The organism is Methylobacterium adhaesivum (assembly GCF_022179065.1).
Lineage (GTDB): Bacteria > Pseudomonadota > Alphaproteobacteria > Rhizobiales > Beijerinckiaceae > Methylobacterium > Methylobacterium adhaesivum.
The window spans coordinates 167,382-185,084 of record NZ_BPQD01000003.1 but is presented as its reverse complement, the minus strand read 5'-3'; the positions used below and the strand labels follow the sequence as shown (position 1 = coordinate 185,084).

Below are 17,703 nucleotides of genomic sequence, written 5' to 3'. Positions count from 1 at the left end.
GAGTGCGTATGCAATTTCCCAGGGACGACCGCGATCATGCCCTCGCGCACGCCTTTCGCGACTTCATCCGTGATCCGCCATTTCCCTGCGTCGGCGCCAAATCCGCCCTTTCGAAAGGGCAGATGAAGATCGTCGTCGCGCGGGACATCACCTCCGGCTGGGACGACATGCGGATCTATCCCGCGCTTCTGGCCTTCGCCGCACGCTACAAGCAGACGCCGGACCTGTTCCAGAGCTTCGCCGTGGTGTTCGAGGGGCCGGGCGACCTCGGCGAGGAGCAGTTCGAGCGTCACCTGTGGGCCCGCGCCCAGTCCCTGGCCGACAAGGATTCCTGGCTTGGGCATCCTTGGGACCAACGCGTCGCGACCGATCCCGAGAGCCCGCATTTCTCTCTCAGCTTCGGCGGCGAGGCCTTCTTCATCGTCGGCCTCCACCCCCGTGCGAGCCGGCCGGCGCGCCGCTTTTCCTCTCCGGTTCTGGTATTCAACCTCCACGCCCAGTTCGAGGTTCTGCGGGCGGCCAACCGTTACGAGAAGCTTCGGAGTTCGATCCTCGAGCGGGATACGGCTTTTGCCGGTTCGGCCAACCCGATGCTGGCACGCCACGGCGAAGTGTCGGAGGCCCGCCAGTACAGCGGACGGGCGGTCTCGGATGCATGGCGCTGCCCGTTCCAGGGTCGCCATCAGGCTGAGGGCAAGCCAGATGTGTGAGACGCGATTCCCCAAGGAGATCGCGCCGCGTTCGGGCGTCGCCTTCACCCTCGACCGGGGGCAACGCCTCACGGTCATCGACCCGCGCGGCGAGCAGGTGGCCGACCTCCTCGCGTACAACCGCCACGATACCGGCGAAGTGCTGTCCTCGGGCCGGACCCTCGACTACGCGAGCCGGATCTACCTCACGACGGGGGACCCGCTCTATTCGAACCGCTCCAACGTCATGCTCACCATCGTGGCCGACACCGTCGGGAGGCACGACTTCCTGCTGACGCCGTGCTCGAAGGATACCTTCCGCATCATCTACGGCGACACCGATCCGCATCGCGGCTGCTTCGGCAATCTCGCGGCGGCCCTCGAACCCTACGGCATCGGCTCCGACCAGATTCCCATCGCCTTCAACTGCTTTATGAACGTGCCCATCAATGGCGCCACCGGGGCGATCACCGTGGCGCCGCCCCTGAGCCGGGCAGGCGACCACATCACCTTCGAGGCGCAGCAGGATCTCATCATCGGTCTGACGGCCTGCTCGGCGCTACAATCGAATAACGGCAGCTTCAAGCCGATCCACTACCGGATCGATCCGCCGATCGGAGCGCCGCAAGACCCATGACCGGTCCCATGCGCGTGAATTGCGCGCAGGCCACCTCATTGTGCAACGCCCTCGCCGCCCATGCGTAGGCTCCCCGACGCGCAGGGATCTTCACGCCCGGCCCGGAGGATCCCATGAAACACAAAGCCCTCAACGAGCAGACGATCGTCGTCACGGGGGCCTCCTCGGGGATCGGCCTCGCCACGGCCCGCATGGCCGCGAAGAACGGCGCACGCGTGGTCCTCGCGGCCCGCAGCGGCGCGGCCCTCGACGCCATTGTGGCGGAGATCGAAGCGAGCGGAGGCCGGGCGATCGCCGTGGTGGCCGATGTCGGCGTGCGGGCCGAGGTCGAGACCATCGCCGAAAAGGCCATCGCCGCCTTCGGAGGGTTCGATACCTGGGTGAATGTCGCGGGCGTGACCATCTACGGCCCCCTGCGGAAGGTCTCCGACGCGGATCATGCCCGGCTGGTGCAGACGAACCTCTGGGGTACGATCTATGGGTCCCTCGTCGCCGTCGAGCACCTCGCCCGGCGCGGGGGCGCCCTCGTGAACGTCGGCAGCGTCGCCTCCGACCTCGCCTTCCCGTTCCAGGGCATGTACTCGGCGAGCAAACACGCCGTGAAGGGGTTCACCGACGCCCTGCGGATGGAGTTGCGCCACGAAGGCGCCCCGGTTTCGGTCAGCCTGATCAAGCCGACCTCCATCGACACGCCGCTGCCGCGCCGCGCCCGCAACTACATGGACCGGGAGCCGATGCTGCCGCCGCCGGTCTATCCGCCGGAGGAGGTCGCCCACGCGATCCTGCACTGCGCGGTCCATCCGCAGCGCGACGTCTTCGTCGGCGGCGCCGGCAAGGTCTTCGCCGCGACCAAGGAGTTCGCGCCGGGGGCCTTCGATCTCCTCGCCCCGGCCATCGTCGCCATGCAGAAGCGGCCCGGCCGGCCGCGCCGGCCGGAGGGAAGCCTGCACGGCCCGGAGCAGGACGAGACCGGCCATACCAGGGGAGACCAGCCAGGCTACGTTATGCGGACCAGCGCCTATACCCGCGCCAGCCTGCATCCCCTCGCCCTCGTGACCGGCGCCGTCGGGTTGGGCTTGGCCGCGACGGCGCTGCTGGCGCCGCGCCCGAGGGGCCGGCGTTCCTGAGATGAGCCGGATCGCCTCGCTTCCCCTGGCCCTCGACCGCATGGCGGATCCGACCGTGCCCCGCCGTTCCGTCTCCCTGGGTGAGGGGCGCTCCCTCGCCTATGCCGAAGCGGGCGAGGGGCCGCCCCTCGTGCTCATCCACGGGACATTGCTCGCCCTCGAAGACATGTGGCTCGCCCTCGAGCCCCGCCTGTCGCGGCATCACCGCGTCATCGCGGTGGATCGCCCGGGCCATGGCCTGAGCGCGCGGCACCGCCTCGTCGATGCCTCGCCATGGCGCCAGGCGACGCTGATCCACGAGGCGCTGCAGAGCCTCGGAATCGAACGCCCCATCGTGATCGGCCACTCCTTCGGCGGAACCGTCGCGCTCTGCTACGGCCTGCTGTTTCCCGAAGAGACGGCGGGCCTCCTCGCCCTCGCACCCCTGTGCTTTCCCGAGATTCGTCTCGAACAGATCCTGTTCGGACCGCGCTTCACCCCCGGTCTCGGGGAGATGATCGGCCCCTTGCTCGCCGGAACCAGCGACCCCACCCTGCTGCCGCTGCTGTGGCGCGCGATCTTCCTGCCGCAGATCATGCCGGAGGCCGTCGCCAAGAGCTTCCCGTTCGCCCTCGCCAGCGGCCCGGAACGGATGATCGCGGAGGGCGAGGATGCCTTGAGCGTCTGGCCGGCCCTGAGCCGCGCCGCCCTGTCCTATACCCGTTGCACGGTGCCGGTCGGCATCCTCGGCGGAACCGCCGACCTCGTGGTCAACAACGCGCTGCAGGGGGCGCTTGCGGCCCGGGCGATCCCGCAGGCCCGCTTCGACTGGGTGCCGGGCGCTGGCCACATGCTCCATCATTTTCATCAGGATACGGTGGCGGCCGCCGTGGATCGACTGGCCGGTCGTCTGCCGTAGCCGCCGCGGGGTCCCGAGGCTGATCACGCCGAAGACGCGGGGTACGACCACCCTGCCGCCCGATTCTGTCACGGGCTGGCGGAGCGATCGTGCCCACGCGATACGAGCCGATACGCAACTTGGCTCGACGGAAAGACTACCGCCGCTGGGTTAGCGCCGCCGTAAGGGTGCCTGGGCGGCGTTTCCCGAAATGGGAAGCGCGGGGGTCGGCCCAAGCCTCCTCCGACTTCCACTGGGTCAGTTTCGTGACGCCGTTGCGAGGCAGAGCCCGAAGTGACCGTCCGAAACCGATATCAGTGGCTCGCGGTGCCGCCGCTCAGGGTCAGCGTGAGGTAGCGCTGCGTCGTTGGGACGACGAGATCGGCCACGGTCTTGGCCATGGTCTCCTCCTCGCGCAGCGACTGGGTGAAGGCGGTCGCATGCGCACTTTGGCCCGCCGCCTCTCCGATGGTGAGGAGGGACCGGTAGGCGGCGATCTCGAAGTTCTCGAAGGCCTGGTTCGCGAATGCGTTCTTGAGGACCTCGTCCTGAGCCGGGACATGGGCCAAGGCCATCATGTTGCCGACGAAGCCGAGGAACCCCTCCTTCAGAGCCGACGGGCTCTCCGCAAGCGAAGCGAGGGCCTCCTCGAGGCGGTCGCGCTGGCCATGGGTTTCGGCGATATGCGCCCTCAGGGCTGCCGCCATCTCGGGATAATTCTCCAGGCGCTCGACCTGCCGCTCCATGATCTGCAGCGCCTGCAGCTCGAGGGCATGCGTATTCTTCAGGGCCGTTACGTAAATCTCACGCGCACCAATGGTCATGTTTTGAATTCCTCACGATGATTCGGGCTCGACAAAGTCGTCGGGACGATCATTCGCCCTCGCCCGCTATTCTGGAATCAACGCCGGTCGCCGCATCCTGTTGCGCATCTTTCGGGCAGCCGACGAAAACGCCGCGCCGCATGATGCTGCATCGCTTTTGCTTCATGACGGCCGTCAGCAGGACCGCAATGTCACCACGGGGAGGGGGCGTCGATTGCCTCGCCGGCCCGGCCGGGTGACGCCGTGACCGGAACGTGGGCCTCCGCGGGGCGTTGCGCCCCGTCGTACCGCTCGGGCATCTGGAGTCCTTCGTGCCGCAAAGACATCCCCTCCGCCTCTGGATCGTCCGCCATGGCGAGAGTGCCGGCAACGTCGCCCGGGATGCCGCGCAGGCAGCGGGTGCGGCGCGGATCGACATCCCCGAGCGGGACGTCGACGTTCCCTTGAGTGCCCTCGGCCACCGGCAGGCCCAGGCCCTCGGGCACTGGTTCGCGGCCATGCCCAAAGGGGAGCGACCGAACCTGCTGCTCGCCTCGCCCTACCGCCGCGCGGTCGAGACCGCGCGGGCGATCCGGCGCACGGGCGGCCTCGCTCCGGAAGCCCTGCCGCTCCTCCTGGACGAGCGCCTGCGCGAAAAGGAGTTCGGCATCCTCGACCGCCTGACGCGGGCCGGGATCGAACGGTTTCATCCCGAGCAGGCCGCCCTGCGCACCGATCTCGGCAAGTTCTACCATCGTCCCCCCGGCGGCGAGAGCTGGTGCGACGTGATCCTACGCCTGCGCAGCGCCCTCGATACGATCTCGCTCCACCATGACGACCGGCGCGTCCTCATCGTCGCGCATCAGGTCGTCGTCCTGTGCCTGCGCTATCTGCTCGAGGACATGACCGAGGCCGAGATCCTCGCCATCGACGCCGAGGGCGACGTGGCGAATTGCGGGGTGACCGAATACGCGTTCTCGGCGGATGCCTCGCCGGGAAGCGGCCTCGACCTCGTGCGCTACAACTTCGTCGCACCCCTTGAGGCAGAGGGCACCGCCGTTACCTCCGAACGCGACGCCAACGACGCCGCCGAGCCGGTCCCGCATCGCGGCGGGACGCGATAGGGACCTCCCATGAGCACCGTCACGCCCGTCACCGAGCAGTTGCTCCGCGCGATGGCGCTCCCCGCTCCGGGCGGCGACAGCAAGGACGGTCGCGGGCGCGTGCTCGTGGTGGCGGGCTGCACCGGCCTGCCCGGGGCCGTCCTGCTCTCCGCCAACGCGGCCCTACGGGCGGGCACGGGCAAGCTGCAGCTCGCGGTGTGCCGGGATCTCGCGATCCCCCTCGGGATCGCCGTACCGGAGGCGCTGGTGATCGGCCTGCCCCAAACGGAGGACGGCAACATCGACAGGGCCGGGGCCGACGGCCTCGCCCTACGGGCCGGCTCCAGCGACGCCGTCCTGGCGGGTCCCGGCATGATCGAGGACGCAGAGACCCAGGCCGTGGTCACGGCCCTGGTGCGGGGCGCCGCGCAGGCCGCCCTCGTTCTCGATGCGGGCTCCCTCATCGCCGTGCGCGCCGATCCCGGCCTGACCCGGATGCGCGCCAGCCCGGCGGTCCTCACCCCCCATGCCGGCGAGATGGCCCAGCTCCTCGGCCAGGACCGCGAGGCCATCGAGGCCGATCCCCTCGCGGCGGCCCGGCAAGCCTCCGAGCGGTTCGGCACGGTGACGGTGATGAAGGGCAGCCGGACCCATATCGTCACGCCCGACGGGCGCGCCTGGTGCTACGAAGCCGGCCATGTCGGCCTCGCGATCTCGGGATCGGGGGACACCCTCGCGGGTATCATGGTCGGGCTCCTCGCCCGTGGGGCCGCCCCCGAGACGGCGGCGCTCTGGAGCGTCTACGCGCATGGCGAAGCGGGGCGCCGCCTCGGCCGCCGCCACGGCGGGATCGGCTACCTCGCCCGCGAGATTCCGGGGGAACTTCCCGCCATCCTGGCCGGCGTCAGCGCGTAGGCCGCGCTCAGCGCTCCGTCGCAGCCGACGCCTCGTCACGCGGCAGCCCATCGTAACCTTCCATCCAGGCGGCGCGCTCCTCGCTGCCGGCGGGATACGGGCAGGCATCCTTGGGGCGTCCGTGGATGCGGGCCTGGGCGCCCTCCTCGACCGGGTCCACGAAGGCTGGTCGCGACTGGGTCATGCTCGTGCCTCCCCGGAAAGCCAGCACTTGGCTGGGACACGCAGATCAACCACACCCGATCCCTCTCGATCCCGCGAGCACGGCAAAAATCCGGCCCTTTATCATAGATCAATTTGTAGCCGCGAAGCTCAATCCCAGAAAATCCTCTCTGCCGGAACGAATTTCACGGGCAGGACTATTCTGAGCGACGCGGCAAGCGGCCGGACCACAACGATCCGACGCGAAGACTTCGGAGATCACGCCCATGTCCCAGCAGATTCCGGTGGCACCGGAGGCCGTGATCGAGACGCCTTTGTGCGAGGACGGCACCCACGCGGTGACCCAAGACCTCGCCTACCAGCGCCACGCCATCGTGAACGTCGTGTTCTACGGCCCTCCCGGCGCGGGCGATCGCGGGTGGGTGCTCGTCGATACCGGCATCGTCGGATCGAAGGCGGCCATCGTGACGGCGGCGGCCCGGCGCTTCGGCGAGGGGGCGCGGCCCGCCGCCATCGTGCTCACGCACGGCCATTTCGACCATGTCGGCGCCCTTCGCGATCTGGCGCAACTCTGGGAGGTGCCGGTCTGGGCCCATGCCCTGGAGCGCCCCTACCTCGACGGCTCCGCCGCCTATCCGAAGCCGGCCCCCGAGGTTGGCGGCGGTCTCATGGCGCGTCTCTCGCCCCTCTACCCGCGTGCGCCCGTCGATGTCTCGGACTGGCTGAAGACGCTGCCGGAGGACGGCGCGGTCCCGCCCATGCCGGGCTGGCGCTGGATCCACGTCCCGGGTCATTCCGTCGGCCAGGTCGCCCTGTGGCGCGAGGCGGATCGCAGCCTCATCGCTGGCGACGCTTTCGTGACCACCGCGCAGGAATCGGCCTATGCCGTCGCCGTGCAGGAGCCGGAGCTGCACGGACCGCCGATGTACTTCACCGTCGATTGGCCCGCCGCCCATGCTTCCGTGAAGACCCTCGCCGCCCTCGAGCCGGAGCGGGCGATCACCGGCCACGGGCGGCCTCTCGAAGGCGCGGCCCTGCGCGACGCCCTCCAGGTCCTCGCCCGCGACTTCGAGCGGGTCGCTGTCCCGGAGCACAGCCGGTATATCGGGGCGCCCGCCACGGCCGAGGACGGCTCGGCCTATCCCGACCCGTGATCCCGGCTCCGGCCGGAGCATCGTCCGCCCCGAAAGCCGGAGGCCACCTTTCGGGACGATGCTTCGAAGTTCCTGCTTTCGCATCGGCTTTTCCCGAAAGCCGGCGGCCACTCTTCGGGACGATGCTTCAGACCGCAAGGCCGAGCTGGCGCGGCGCCTCGGCCGCCCCGTGCTGAAGGCCCGAGAGCGACACGCCGATGAGGCGCACGCTGCGCCGCAGGGGAAACACGTCGCGCAGCAGGCCGAGGCTGATCTGCGCGAGAGCATCCCGGCTGCCGACGGGGGTGGCGAGGGAACGCGCCCGGGTGATCTGCTCGAAATCCGAGAACTTCACCTTCAGGGTTACGGTGCGGCCGGCGACGCCCTTGCTCGCGCAGGCTGCCCAGACCTTGTCGAGGATGGGCTGCAGCCGTTCCACCAGAACGGCGAACTCCGTCGTGTCGTCGGAAAATGTATTCTCCGCCCCCACCGACTTGCGGATGCGGTGTGCCCGCACGGGCCGCTCGTCGATCCCGCGGCAGACGGCGTGGTAGTAGCCCGCCGAACTGCCGAAGGCGGCCTGCAACTCGGCAAGGGACCGGGCCCTGAGGTCGCCGCCCGTTAGGATCCCGAGGCGCTTCATCTTGGCTTCAGTGACCGGGCCGACGCCATGGAAGCGCCCGATGGGCAGGGCCTCGACGAAGGCCGGCCCCATGGCCGGGGTGATGACGAACAGGGCGTCGGGCTTACGGTAGTCGGAGGCGACCTTGGCGAGGAATTTGTTGTAGGACACCCCCGCCGAGGCGACGAGGCCGGTGCGGGCCAGGATCTCGGCCCGGATGGCGCGGGCGACCTCGGTGGCGGTGGTGAAGCCCTTCAGATTCTCCGTGACGTCGAGATAGGCCTCGTCGAGGGAGAGCGGTTCAATGATGGGCGTGTGTTCGGCGAACACCGCCTGGATCTCGGCCGAGACCGCCTTGTAGACCTCGAAGCGCGGCTTGACGAAGACGAGGTCGGGGCAGAGCCGGCGGGCCGTGACCGACGGCATGGCCGAGCGCACGCCGAACACCCGCGCCTCGTAGCTCGCCGCCGCGACGACGCCGCGCTCGCGCGAGCCGCCGACGGCGAGGGGCCGCCCGCGCAGGCTCGGATCGTCGCGCTGTTCGACCGATGCGTAGAACGCATCCATGTCGATGTGGATGATCTTGCGGACGGGCGTGGCGGCCCCGGTCGTGGTCGCGGCGTCGTTCGGCATCCTGGCCTCGCACCCTGGGCGCGGCGCTTCGTTCGATCTTTGTTCCGTTCTTGAGGATCGCGCCGCGGCGGTCAAGATCACCCGTCGCCCCATCCCGTCCGGGATTCGTCCGTCCCCATTTCCCCGCGCCGCATCCGGGCAGACCGGCTGGGAACGGGCGCGGCGGTTTCGCTCAGCGAGCGGGCGGCACCCGCGCCCCAGACCGGCGTTGTCCAGGGAACCTCCGGCCTCAAGACCGCGCCCTTCCGTGACGACCCCTCCAACAGGCGCCGCCCCATGGCCTCATCCCCGTCACCGCTGTCCGCCCCCGCAGCCCCCCGGTCCTGCCTGTGGCGTCCCCGCCAGGTGCTCATCACCCGGGCGGCGCGGGGATTCGGTCATGGGCGTGCGATGGCCGAGCGCGCGGCCGCCCTCGGCGCCGAGGTCGTGGAACTGGCCGGCGATCGCCTGAACCTGCCGAAGGATCTTGACCCGCGCGCCGCCTATCGTGCCGCCAAGGCGACCCTCGCGGTGGTGGTGGCGCCGCCGAGCAAGCGCCGACTGCAGCCGATCCCGCCCTCGGCCGACTGGCGCTTCGACCTCGCCGAGGGCTGCCACGCCCATTGCCAGTACTGTTATCTCGCGGGCTCGCTTGCGGGGCCGCCGATCACGCGGGCCTACGCGAACGTGGACGAGATCCTCGCCGTCCTGCCCGAGCATCTCGGCGGCGGCAGCGTCACCTCGGCCTCCCCGGAGCGGGCGCACGAGGGCACCACCTTCGAGGCCTCGTGCTATGCCGATCCCCTCGGCATCGAGCATGTGACGGGCAGCCTATCGGAAGCCGTGCGGTTCTTCGGGCGCTGGGACGCCCCGGTGCAGCTGCGCTTCACCAGCAAGTTCGGCGACGTGTCATCCCTGATCGGCCTGCCGCATGGCCGGCGGGTGAGGGTGCGCATGTCGGTCAACGCAGAAGCCCTGATCCGCTACGAGGGGGGCACGAGCCCGCTCCAGGCCCGCCTCGACGCCCTCGGACGCTTGGCTCGCGACGGATACCGGGTCGGGCTCACGGTGGCGCCGATCCAACCCTTCGCCGACTCGCCCGCAGGCTACGACGATCTCTTCGCCCGCGCCGCCGCGTCCCTGGCGGGCATTCCCGACCTCGATCTGACGGCGGAACTCATCACCCACCGGTTCACGCCCGCCTCGAAGACCGTGCTGCAGGGTTGGTACCCCGGCAGCGACCTCGACCTCGACGAGGCGGCCCGCACCCGGAAACTGACGAAGTTCGGTTCGACGAAGTTCGTTTATCCCATCGAGACGATGCGCTCCCTTCGCGCATCGCTCCAGGACATGCTGCAAAGGCATCTGCCGGCCGCCAGGATCCTCTACTGGACCTGATGGGCGGCCGGTGGGCCGGGCAGACCCCGAATTGCAACCAGAGGCGAGGCGCCCGCAGGTCCCGTCACGGCACGGTGAAGGTCAGGCTGCCGTAGCCGAGCTGATCGAACCCGCCGCTGTTGGGGCCGTAATCACCGCCCCCACCATCGGGACCGGCTTGAGTCGCCGCCTGGACGAGTTCCGGCGCGGCAAGATGCTTGCGCTGCACGTAGTGTCCGACCAGCAGGGACCAGATCGGCCGGATCTCCCCACGGCCCTTGTCCGAGATGACCGGCTGCGTCACGTCGCTGTTCGTGTAGGGCGTATAGGGCACCTCGCCGCCCAGGTTGTAGCGTGCCACGTAGCGGGCGGCGGCGAGCAGCCTGTTGTCGTAGGCCCCGAACAGGTCATCGCCCTGCTGCCAGGCGATCTCGCAGAGGGTGCCCGCCAAGCCGATGCCCAGGAGCGTATGCCCCTGGTCGCGCCCGCTTTCCTGCCACTGCGCGAGGCCGCCGGGATACGTCTTCCAGGCCGCGTGCAGGATCGCGCCGTTGCCTGGACCGTTGAGGTAATAGTCGCGCCCGCGCTCGTAGAGGTCGCGCCGGTCGGTGAAGACGCCGATCGCCACCAGCGCGGCGACATTGCTGAGGTCCCAGTTGGCCCAGTAGTGATCGATGGCTGCGCCGTTGTGGTGTGCCAGGAACGCCTCGTTCATCGGCGCGAACACGCCGAGCAGCATGCGCGCAAAGGCGGCGCGATCTTGGGCCTGCCAGCCGGAGAAGTCGCGAAGGGTCTCGGCCGCGACGGCGAGCTGGTAACCGTAGAGCCCGGAGGCGAGGTATTTGTCCGACGTTCCGGTGATCGTCGTCAGCGTGCTCGCCCAGGCGTTCAGGATCGCAGCGGCGGTGGCCGCGCGGCGTGTATCACCGGTCAGCCGCCAGTCGAGGGCAAGGGCGTAGGCGGCGGCGGCATCGTTGAAGAGGCGAGCGTAATTCTCGGCCGGCTGCCCGGGCGCTGCCCCCCGCACCAGAACCGCGACCGGTCGCGGGGTATAAGCAGGATCGTCGTGGGCGTTGGCCCGCAGCCGTGCGAAGGATGCCGCCCACGGTTGCCGACCCTGTCGCACCGCCTGGGCGACGCCGGCAAATTGCTCGCGCGCGTTCAAGGCCCCCGGGTGGCGCATCGGCGCCGCAGGCCCGGCGAGAGGGCCCGACATCGCGACCAGACCCAGGACAAGGATGGACACCGACCTGCCCGCGAACCTTCGGATCATGCGGCCCGTGAATGTCGGCGACGCCAAACGGGCTACGCGCGGAACCGTGGCCATCGTGGACCGAGGCGCAGGCGACATCTGAATAAATCTCGCTCGACTCATGGAAGGATACTGCCAGACAATCCGGCCCGAAGTGCCAGCCGTGTCGTCGGCGAAAATCCGGACGCTGCGGGCGACCCGCCTATAGAGCGGTTCCCCGGCCTTGTCCTCGGAGAACCGCACGCATTCGTCTGCCACCGAACCCACGAGCCGGTGGGGGCGCACGGCAAAGGCAGCTTCAATCCTCCGAACCGACAAGGAACGAACTCTTCGGCAGGGCGGTGGCCCGCGCCAAGCCGCCCTCAACGCTAGCCTCCGAGACAGACCTTACAGGCGACCGGATGCACGCTGTCGAAGTCACAAGCATCCAAGCACGATCGTACCCGAGCCTCCTCGGCGCGGAGCGGGAGCTCGGCCTACGCAACAGGGCGTTAAGATGCCGAGAACCTCAATTCATCTTGCGATACTCGAATCAATCCTGACGCACCAAGACGAAATTGCCACCGCATCTTTCACTCAGCCTTAATTCTATTTTTTTGGCAAAGCTCCGACACCGATGAGAACACATTCATGGCCGCAAGCATCACCGCCCGCCGGTGCGCCTTGCCTACTTCGCGGGGGCGTCATTCAGAAAATTGGTGGGCCCGGCAGGACTCGAACCTGCAACCAGACCGTTATGAGCGGTCGGCTCTAACCATTGAGCTACAGGCCCCACGCGCATGTTCGTAAAGGGGAATGGGGTCGCTCGTCCAGCGCGTTCGAGGTCTGAGCCGGGCGGATTCGACCTTTCGCCACGGGCTGATACTCCCACCCTGCCGAGGGGTCGAAGCACAGCGACGCGAACCGATCGCATCGTCGCTGCGGGCGCAGGGGCATGGCGATGGCGCCTCCGGATTGGGTGTGGACCGGTTCAGGCGCCTTGGGCCGAACCACCCGTCTGCCTTACCCGCCACCACATAGGGGCGCGGGCGCGTCATCGACGGCGATCGCCCGATCGTCATCCGCGCTGATGAACGGGTTGCCGCGAGGGGGCGCCCGGTCCCTGGGCACCTCGCCGTTCGCAGCCAGCCGCCTCGACCGACCGGCGCCCCGATGGAACCGCGGCGACATGGATCGCGTCCTCATGCGCCCTCAACGGCCTCGTCTCCCGAACATGCACCCTTCTCGTGCCGTCCAGGCCGCTCGAGGTGGGACGTCGCGTCCTCGTCGCCGGGCGCAGGCGCCTGCTCCGGACCAGCGGGGCTCGCAAGACATGACACACCGAACACCAAGACGTCGGGCATGTCTTTCCAATGCATGGCATTCATCGTATAATCAAATCAAATACGAAATATATACTTCATGAACCCGAACTTATAGCATACAGAACCACAGAACAACGACGAAATAGAAACTTGCACCCCGGCCCGGCACCGCTCCAGGGAACCGGCCATCAGGGAGACGACAGCATGGCTCAGGGCGATCAGGTTGTTTTCGCGAGGCTCGACGTTGCGGAGGCGCTGGGGATCTGGCGCCATGCCACCGGACGGGTCGTCGGCATCCATTCCGGACGGGGCGAGCCCTTCGCCGTGGACGTGGAATTCGCCGGGCACGGGATCCTCATCGGCTACATCGCCTCGCTGTTCACCCGCATCGCCTGATCCGGCACCCGGTCGGGGCAGGGCGGGTCGCATCGGCGACGACCGCCTGTCCCGAGCGCATCCCGTCCCATCCCACCTTCCGCTGAAGGACCAGATCGAATGTCGAGCGCCCTCCAGGCTGGCATCGCCCGCGCCGGGCTCACGCGGCCGCCCCTGCGTAGCGTCAGCCACACCACGGCGGAAGCCGAGGTCTGGCGGGCCATGCGGAGCGAGGCGGAGGCGGCCATCGTCGAGGAACCGCTCTACGCCGGGATCATCCAGGCGACGATCCTCGACCAGCCCAGCCTCTCCCACGCCTTCGCGTACCGGCTCGCCCACCGGCTCGGCGACGGCGACCTCGCCCGCCTCTCCATGCGCGACCTCTGCCTCTCCGCCTTCGAGGCCGACCCGTATGCCGGGGCCCATGCGGTGCGCGACCTCGTCGCCATCCGCGAGCGCGATCCCACCTGCCGGCGCTATCTCGACCCGTTCCTGTTCTACAAGGGGCTCGCCGCCCTCGAAGGCTACCGGGTGGCCCACTGGCTCTGGCACCAGGGCCGGGCGACCCTGAGCCTCCACGTCCAGAGTCGGATCTCGGAGGTGTTCGGGGCCGACATCCACCCCGCCGCGCGCATCGGTTCGGGGGTGTTCATCGATCACGCCACGGGCGTCGTCATCGGCGAGACCACGGTGATCGCCGACGACGTCTCGATCCTGCAATCAGTGACGCTCGGCGGCAACGGCAAGGAGAGCGGCGACCGCCATCCCAAGATCGAGCGGGGCGTGCTGCTCAGCGTCGGCGCCAAGGTGCTCGGCAACATCCGGGTGGGCGAGGGGGCGAAGGTCGCTGCTGCGGCCGTGGTGCTGCACGACGTGCCGGCGCACACCACCGTGGCGGGCGTGCCGGCGCGGGTGGTGTCGCGGATCGAAACCGCGGAAGCCCCCGCCCTCAGCATGGACCAGTTCTTCGGCGATGGGATTTGAAACAACCGTCCGGTTGCCGCTTCCGCGACGGCAGACATTAAGAGGCGAAAACTCTTCACGGATGAGTGCCGGAAACAGACATTGCCGTAAGCCGGCAATCGAAGGCAACCACAACTCCGGATCAAAGAAAATATAGAAAAGTGTTTCGTTGACCGGCGGCGATTTACGAAGCTAAATCCGCTCGCCCCACAACGAAACGACGTCGCGATCCGGGGCTCCATCAATCATCACGAAGGTGGACGCGCGTCGGGCGCGGTTCCGATGCGATCATGATCGCATCGCGGCGCCCCCTTGGACTTCGCCGAACGACTTCCCCCGCACTATACGGAGACGACCCCTTATGAGTGGACCCGGTCTGAGCGTGAGCGCCTCTGCGGCACGCAATCTCGCCACCGCGACCGTCACGTCGGTGCAGAACGCGGCCAACACGCCGCGCTGGTTCCATCGCCTGCTGCCGTTCGTCGACGTCGCCGGCGGCGTCTACCGGGTGAACCGTCGCGCCGTCGTGCTGGCGAAGCCCGGCCGGATCGAGTTGTCCAACGAGAAGGGAGGCCGCGCCGTGCGCCCCGCCTCCCTGCGGCGCATCCCGCTGTTCAGCCGGCTGGGCGACGCCGAACTCAGCGCGCTCGCCGCGAAGTTCACCGCCTCGAAGCACAAGGCCGGTGAGGTCATCGCTGAGGAAGGCTCAACCGACCGCAGCCTCACGGTGGTGGCCGACGGCACCGTCGAACTGACCCTGTCGGGCCCGTTCAAGGGACGCCTGCGCCAGGGTCTGGCCACCGGCGGCGACTATTTCGGCGACGGCGATCTCGTCGGCGAGAACACGCCTGCTCCCGCCGTGAAGGCGCTCTCGGCGGTGACCCTGCTCACCCTCGACCGCTCGGCCATCGAGGACGAAGGCATTCGCTCGCGCATCACCCAATACGTCGAGGAGCGTGACCGGCTGAAGGGCCACACGAACTCCCACGGCGAGCAGGGCATCGAGCTGCTTGCGGTCCATACCGGCGAGCCGCGCCTGCCCACCACCTTCGTGGATTACGAGGAGGACCCGCGCGAGTACCACCTCTCGACGATCCAGACGATCCTCCACACCCACACCCGCGTCACCGATCTCTATTCCAACGAGATCGACCAGCTCCGCGAGCAGATCCGCCTCACGGTCGATGCCGTGAAGGAGCGCGAGGAGTGGGAGCTGTTCAACAATTCCGAGTTCGGCCTGCTGCACGAGGTCAGCCAGCGCCAGCGCATCCCCACCCGCGGCGGCCCGCCCACCCCAGACGATCTCGACGAGCTCCTGACCCTGGTGTGGAAGAAGCCCGCCTTCTTCGTGGCCCATCCCCGCGCCATCGCGGCCTTCGGCCGTGAGGCGACGCGGCGTGGCGTGCCGCCGGTGGTGATCCACCTGTTCGGTTCGCCCTTCCTCACCTGGCGCGGCGTGCCCATCGTGCCGAGCGACAAGCTGCCCATCGACATCGATCCGGTGACCGGCGCCCAGACCACCTCGATCCTGCTCCTGCGCGTCGGCGAGGGCGAGCAGGGCGTGGTCGGCCTGCAGAAGTCCGGCGTCACCGGCGAGATCGAGACCGGCCTGTCGGTGCGCTACATGGGCACCAACGACCATTCCATCGCCTCGCACCTCGTGACCCGTTACTTCTCGGCCGCCGTGCTGGTCGAGGACGCCATTGCCCGTCTCGATAACGTGCTCCTGGGCAACTATCATGACTACGCCTGACGCACCGTCCGTCGGCCTCCCCACGGGGGTGTTCGGCGATGCGGCGCATTTCGATCTCGTCGGGCGCCTCGCCCGCGAGATCTACGGTCAGGGGCAGGCCGCAAGTGCGCCCCTGACCTCCAACCTGCCGCAGACCCCGCAAGCGCCGCAGGGCCTCGAGAACCTTCCGCAAGGGTTCGGCCATCCCCTGGCTCCCAAGGCGGATCTGGGCACGCCCTCGGTCCCATCGGGTTCGGCGCCCTCGGGCCTGCAGCCCGACGTCGCGACGCTCGCGGCGCGCGCGTTCGGCGCGCCGCCGGTCGGCTTGGCCGGACTGTCGGGGCCGGGCTTTGCGCAGGCTTCGGTGTTCCCCTCGGTGCACCCGGAGGCACAGGCCCCGGGGCGGACCCTGCCGGAATTCTTCGTGCCGAGCGTGCCCGAGGTGGCCGCCGCCTTGCCCGGCGGCGCCGACCTCCACCGCACGGTCGCGACGGACCATCCGCGCGCGAACGGGTTCGCCCACGGCCTCGCCCCCTCCCTGGTTCCGGCGGCGCCCGGCAGCCACGGCAAGGACGAGGCCCAGGAGGCCTTTTCGCGGACCGGCCGGCTCTCGCCGGAGCCGGCTAGGCGAGACGCGACCCGCAGGGTCGACATCGCCGACGAGCCATTCTCGAAGGGGGACTACTACTTCCTCACCGACCGCAGCCGCCCGGGCGACGCGTCGCCCCGGGGGCAGCCGGGCCACGGCCAGGGTCACGGGCCTGCGCCCCATGTCTCGACGCAGGGCTCCAGCCCCGTGGCCGCACCCTTCGACGTCGAGCGTGTCCGCAAGGACTTCCCGGCCCTGCACCAGAGCGTCAACGGTCACCCCCTGGTCTGGCTCGACAACGCGGCTACCACCCACAAGCCGCAAAGCGTCATCGACGCGACGAGCGAGTTCTACGCCCGCCACAACTCGAACATCCACCGCGCCGCCCACACCCTGGCGGCGCGCTCCACGGACCTGTTCGAGGGCGGCCGCGAGAAGGTGCGGCGCTTCCTCAACGCGCCCTCCAAGGACGACATCGTCTTCCTGCGCGGCACCACGGAGGCGATCAACCTCGTGGCCAATTCGTATGGCCGCGCCAACGTCGGTCCGGGCGACGAGATCATCGTCTCCCAGATCGAGCACCATGCCAACATCGTGCCCTGGCAGCTTCTGACCCAGGCCACGGGGGCGACCCTGCGGGTGATCCCGGTGGACGACCGGGGCGAGATCATCTTCGAGCAATTCGCCGCCCTGCTGTCGGGCCGCACCAAGATCGTGTCGGTGACCCACGTCGCGAACGCGCTGGGCACCATCAACCCGGTTCGTGAGATCATCGCGCTGTCCCACGCCTACGGCGTGCCGGTGCTGGTCGACGCGGCCCAGTCGTCACCACACATTCCGCTGGACGTGCAGGCGCTCGATGCCGACTTCCTCGTGTTCTCCGGCCACAAGGTGTTCGGGCCGACGGGGATCGGCGCCCTCTACAGCAAGAAGCACCTCCTGGAGGCGATGCCGCCCTGGCAGGGCGGCGGCCACATGATCGAGGACGTCACGTTCTCGAAGACCGTCTACAAAGGCGCGCCGGAGAAGTTCGAGGCCGGCACGCCCGACATCGCCGGGGCGGTGGGCCTGGGGGCCGCCCTCGATTACCTCGAAAGCGTCGGCCTGCCCGGCATCGCGGCCTACGAGCACGACCTCCTCGAATACGCGCAAGGTGGGCTTGCCGAGGTGAGGGGCCTGCGCCTCCTCGGCACGGCCCGCAGCAAGGCCAGCGTCATGTCCTTCGTCATCGACGGACACGAGAACGAGGCGGTGGCCCACCACCTCGACGCGCGCGGCATCGCGGTGCGCTCAGGGCATCACTGCGCCCTGCCGGCCCTGCGCCGGTTCGGCGTCGACCAGTCGGTGCGCGCCTCGCTCGCCTTCTACAACACCCGGCACGACGTCGACGTGTTCCTGAAGGCGTTGCATTCCCTGCCGCGCCGCTGACGC

Annotated in this window: 16 protein-coding genes and 1 tRNA gene; 12 read left to right on the top strand and 5 right to left on the bottom strand. The window is 68.9% G+C overall.

Annotation, left to right across the window (positions count from 1 at the left end; all coding sequences use genetic code 11):
* Positions 1–8: 8 nt before the first annotated feature.
* From gntA to MFF01_RS04600, 4 genes are all read left to right on the top strand, one after another.
* Complete coding sequence (gene gntA / locus MFF01_RS04615) at positions 9–710, top strand: guanitoxin biosynthesis heme-dependent pre-guanitoxin N-hydroxylase GntA (RefSeq protein WP_238222460.1); 702 nt, start codon at positions 9–11, stop codon at positions 708–710.
* Positions 703–1,326, top strand: a complete 624-nt coding sequence (locus MFF01_RS04610; RefSeq protein WP_238222458.1) for a DUF1989 domain-containing protein — start codon at positions 703–705, stop codon at positions 1,324–1,326. The genes gntA and MFF01_RS04610 overlap by 8 nt, the downstream gene beginning before the upstream one ends.
* A 113-nt stretch (positions 1,327–1,439) precedes the next feature.
* The gene (locus MFF01_RS04605; RefSeq protein WP_238222457.1) at positions 1,440–2,453 is read left to right on the top strand and encodes an SDR family oxidoreductase; all 1,014 of its coding nucleotides are present in this window, start codon (positions 1,440–1,442) and stop codon (positions 2,451–2,453) included.
* Between the two features lies 1 nt (position 2,454).
* Positions 2,455–3,351 carry an alpha/beta fold hydrolase gene (locus MFF01_RS04600; protein WP_238222455.1) on the top strand — a complete coding sequence of 299 codons (897 nt, stop codon included), beginning with the start codon at positions 2,455–2,457 and terminating at the stop codon, positions 3,349–3,351.
* A gap of 293 nt (positions 3,352–3,644) precedes the next feature.
* Here MFF01_RS04600 and MFF01_RS04595 read toward each other — a convergent pair whose 3' ends face one another.
* Positions 3,645–4,154: a ferritin-like domain-containing protein gene (locus MFF01_RS04595; protein WP_238222453.1), complete on the bottom strand. Its 510-nt coding sequence runs from the start codon at positions 4,152–4,154 to the stop codon at positions 3,645–3,647.
* Between the two features lie 311 nt (positions 4,155–4,465).
* Here MFF01_RS04595 and MFF01_RS04590 point away from each other — a divergent pair, with 311 nt between their 5' ends.
* Positions 4,466–5,257 (top strand): histidine phosphatase family protein, encoded by a 792-nt coding sequence (locus tag MFF01_RS04590; RefSeq protein ID WP_238222451.1) that lies wholly within the window; start codon positions 4,466–4,468, stop codon positions 5,255–5,257.
* Positions 5,258–5,266: 9 nt separating this feature from the next.
* Positions 5,267–6,151, top strand: a complete 885-nt coding sequence (locus MFF01_RS04585) for an NAD(P)H-hydrate dehydratase (protein ID WP_238222450.1) — start codon at positions 5,267–5,269, stop codon at positions 6,149–6,151.
* Between the two features lie 7 nt (positions 6,152–6,158).
* Here the strand turns inward: MFF01_RS04585 and rmf are convergent, their stop codons facing one another.
* Positions 6,159–6,335, bottom strand: a complete 177-nt coding sequence (gene rmf, locus MFF01_RS04580) for a ribosome modulation factor (protein ID WP_238222447.1) — start codon at positions 6,333–6,335, stop codon at positions 6,159–6,161.
* A gap of 244 nt (positions 6,336–6,579) precedes the next feature.
* Between rmf and MFF01_RS04575 the strand changes: the two genes are divergently transcribed.
* Entirely contained in the window at positions 6,580–7,467 is an 888-nt protein-coding gene (locus MFF01_RS04575; protein ID WP_238222445.1) for an MBL fold metallo-hydrolase, read from the top strand.
* 127 nt (positions 7,468–7,594) lie between these two features.
* Here MFF01_RS04575 and dinB read toward each other — a convergent pair whose 3' ends face one another.
* Complete coding sequence (gene dinB, locus MFF01_RS04570) at positions 7,595–8,701, bottom strand: DNA polymerase IV (protein ID WP_238222442.1); 1,107 nt, start codon at positions 8,699–8,701, stop codon at positions 7,595–7,597.
* Positions 8,702–8,977: 276 nt separating this feature from the next.
* Here dinB and MFF01_RS04565 point away from each other — a divergent pair, with 276 nt between their 5' ends.
* On the top strand, positions 8,978–10,078 hold the full coding sequence (locus MFF01_RS04565; protein WP_238222433.1) for an SPL family radical SAM protein: 1,101 nt from the start codon (positions 8,978–8,980) through the stop codon (positions 10,076–10,078).
* A 64-nt stretch (positions 10,079–10,142) separates the two neighbouring features.
* Here the strand turns inward: MFF01_RS04565 and MFF01_RS04560 are convergent, their stop codons facing one another.
* Together MFF01_RS04560 and MFF01_RS04555 are read right to left on the bottom strand one after the other, a co-directional pair.
* Complete coding sequence (locus MFF01_RS04560) at positions 10,143–11,273, bottom strand: alginate lyase family protein (RefSeq protein ID WP_238222432.1); 1,131 nt, start codon at positions 11,271–11,273, stop codon at positions 10,143–10,145.
* A gap of 732 nt (positions 11,274–12,005) precedes the next feature.
* Positions 12,006–12,081 (bottom strand) — tRNA-Ile (locus MFF01_RS04555).
* A gap of 736 nt (positions 12,082–12,817) precedes the next feature.
* Between MFF01_RS04555 and MFF01_RS04550 the strand changes: the two genes are divergently transcribed.
* The 4 genes from MFF01_RS04550 (at position 12,818) to MFF01_RS04530 (ending at position 17,700) form a co-directional block, all read left to right on the top strand.
* A complete protein-coding gene (locus MFF01_RS04550; RefSeq protein ID WP_238222430.1) occupies positions 12,818–13,009 on the top strand; it encodes a hypothetical protein in 192 nt (63 codons plus the stop codon).
* Positions 13,010–13,108: 99 nt separating this feature from the next.
* The gene (gene cysE / locus MFF01_RS04545; RefSeq protein ID WP_238222428.1) at positions 13,109–13,972 is read left to right on the top strand and encodes a serine O-acetyltransferase; all 864 of its coding nucleotides are present in this window, start codon (positions 13,109–13,111) and stop codon (positions 13,970–13,972) included.
* A 340-nt stretch (positions 13,973–14,312) separates the two neighbouring features.
* A complete protein-coding gene (locus MFF01_RS22015; RefSeq protein ID WP_283207155.1) occupies positions 14,313–15,704 on the top strand; it encodes a family 2B encapsulin nanocompartment shell protein in 1,392 nt (463 codons plus the stop codon).
* Positions 15,691–17,700, top strand: coding sequence for a family 2A encapsulin nanocompartment cargo protein cysteine desulfurase (locus MFF01_RS04530; protein ID WP_238222425.1), 2,010 nt, complete (start codon positions 15,691–15,693; stop codon positions 17,698–17,700). Before MFF01_RS22015 ends, MFF01_RS04530 begins: the two co-directional genes overlap by 14 nt.
* The last annotated feature ends 3 nt before the right edge of the window (positions 17,701–17,703 follow it).

What these genes read in the sequence shown, in the direction of transcription:
- gntA (WP_238222460.1), top strand. Translation starts at nt 9, where the DNA reads ATGCAATTTCCCAGGGACGACCGCGATCATGCCCTCGCGCACGCCTTT.
- cysE (WP_238222428.1), top strand. Translation starts at nt 13,109, where the DNA reads ATGTCGAGCGCCCTCCAGGCTGGCATCGCCCGCGCCGGGCTCACGCGG.
- MFF01_RS22015 (WP_283207155.1), top strand. Translation starts at nt 14,313, where the DNA reads ATGAGTGGACCCGGTCTGAGCGTGAGCGCCTCTGCGGCACGCAATCTC.
- MFF01_RS04565 (WP_238222433.1), top strand. Translation starts at nt 8,978, where the DNA reads ATGGCCTCATCCCCGTCACCGCTGTCCGCCCCCGCAGCCCCCCGGTCC.
- MFF01_RS04605 (WP_238222457.1), top strand. Translation starts at nt 1,440, where the DNA reads ATGAAACACAAAGCCCTCAACGAGCAGACGATCGTCGTCACGGGGGCC.
- MFF01_RS04595 (WP_238222453.1), bottom strand. Translation starts at nt 4,154, where the DNA reads ATGACCATTGGTGCGCGTGAGATTTACGTAACGGCCCTGAAGAATACG.
- MFF01_RS04575 (WP_238222445.1), top strand. Translation starts at nt 6,580, where the DNA reads ATGTCCCAGCAGATTCCGGTGGCACCGGAGGCCGTGATCGAGACGCCT.
- rmf (WP_238222447.1), bottom strand. Translation starts at nt 6,335, where the DNA reads ATGACCCAGTCGCGACCAGCCTTCGTGGACCCGGTCGAGGAGGGCGCC.
- MFF01_RS04600 (WP_238222455.1), top strand. Translation starts at nt 2,455, where the DNA reads ATGAGCCGGATCGCCTCGCTTCCCCTGGCCCTCGACCGCATGGCGGAT.
- MFF01_RS04550 (WP_238222430.1), top strand. Translation starts at nt 12,818, where the DNA reads ATGGCTCAGGGCGATCAGGTTGTTTTCGCGAGGCTCGACGTTGCGGAG.
- dinB (WP_238222442.1), bottom strand. Translation starts at nt 8,701, where the DNA reads ATGCCGAACGACGCCGCGACCACGACCGGGGCCGCCACGCCCGTCCGC.
- MFF01_RS04585 (WP_238222450.1), top strand. Translation starts at nt 5,267, where the DNA reads ATGAGCACCGTCACGCCCGTCACCGAGCAGTTGCTCCGCGCGATGGCG.
- MFF01_RS04610 (WP_238222458.1), top strand. Translation starts at nt 703, where the DNA reads ATGTGTGAGACGCGATTCCCCAAGGAGATCGCGCCGCGTTCGGGCGTC.
- MFF01_RS04530 (WP_238222425.1), top strand. Translation starts at nt 15,691, where the DNA reads ATGACTACGCCTGACGCACCGTCCGTCGGCCTCCCCACGGGGGTGTTC.
- MFF01_RS04560 (WP_238222432.1), bottom strand. Translation starts at nt 11,273, where the DNA reads ATGTCGGGCCCTCTCGCCGGGCCTGCGGCGCCGATGCGCCACCCGGGG.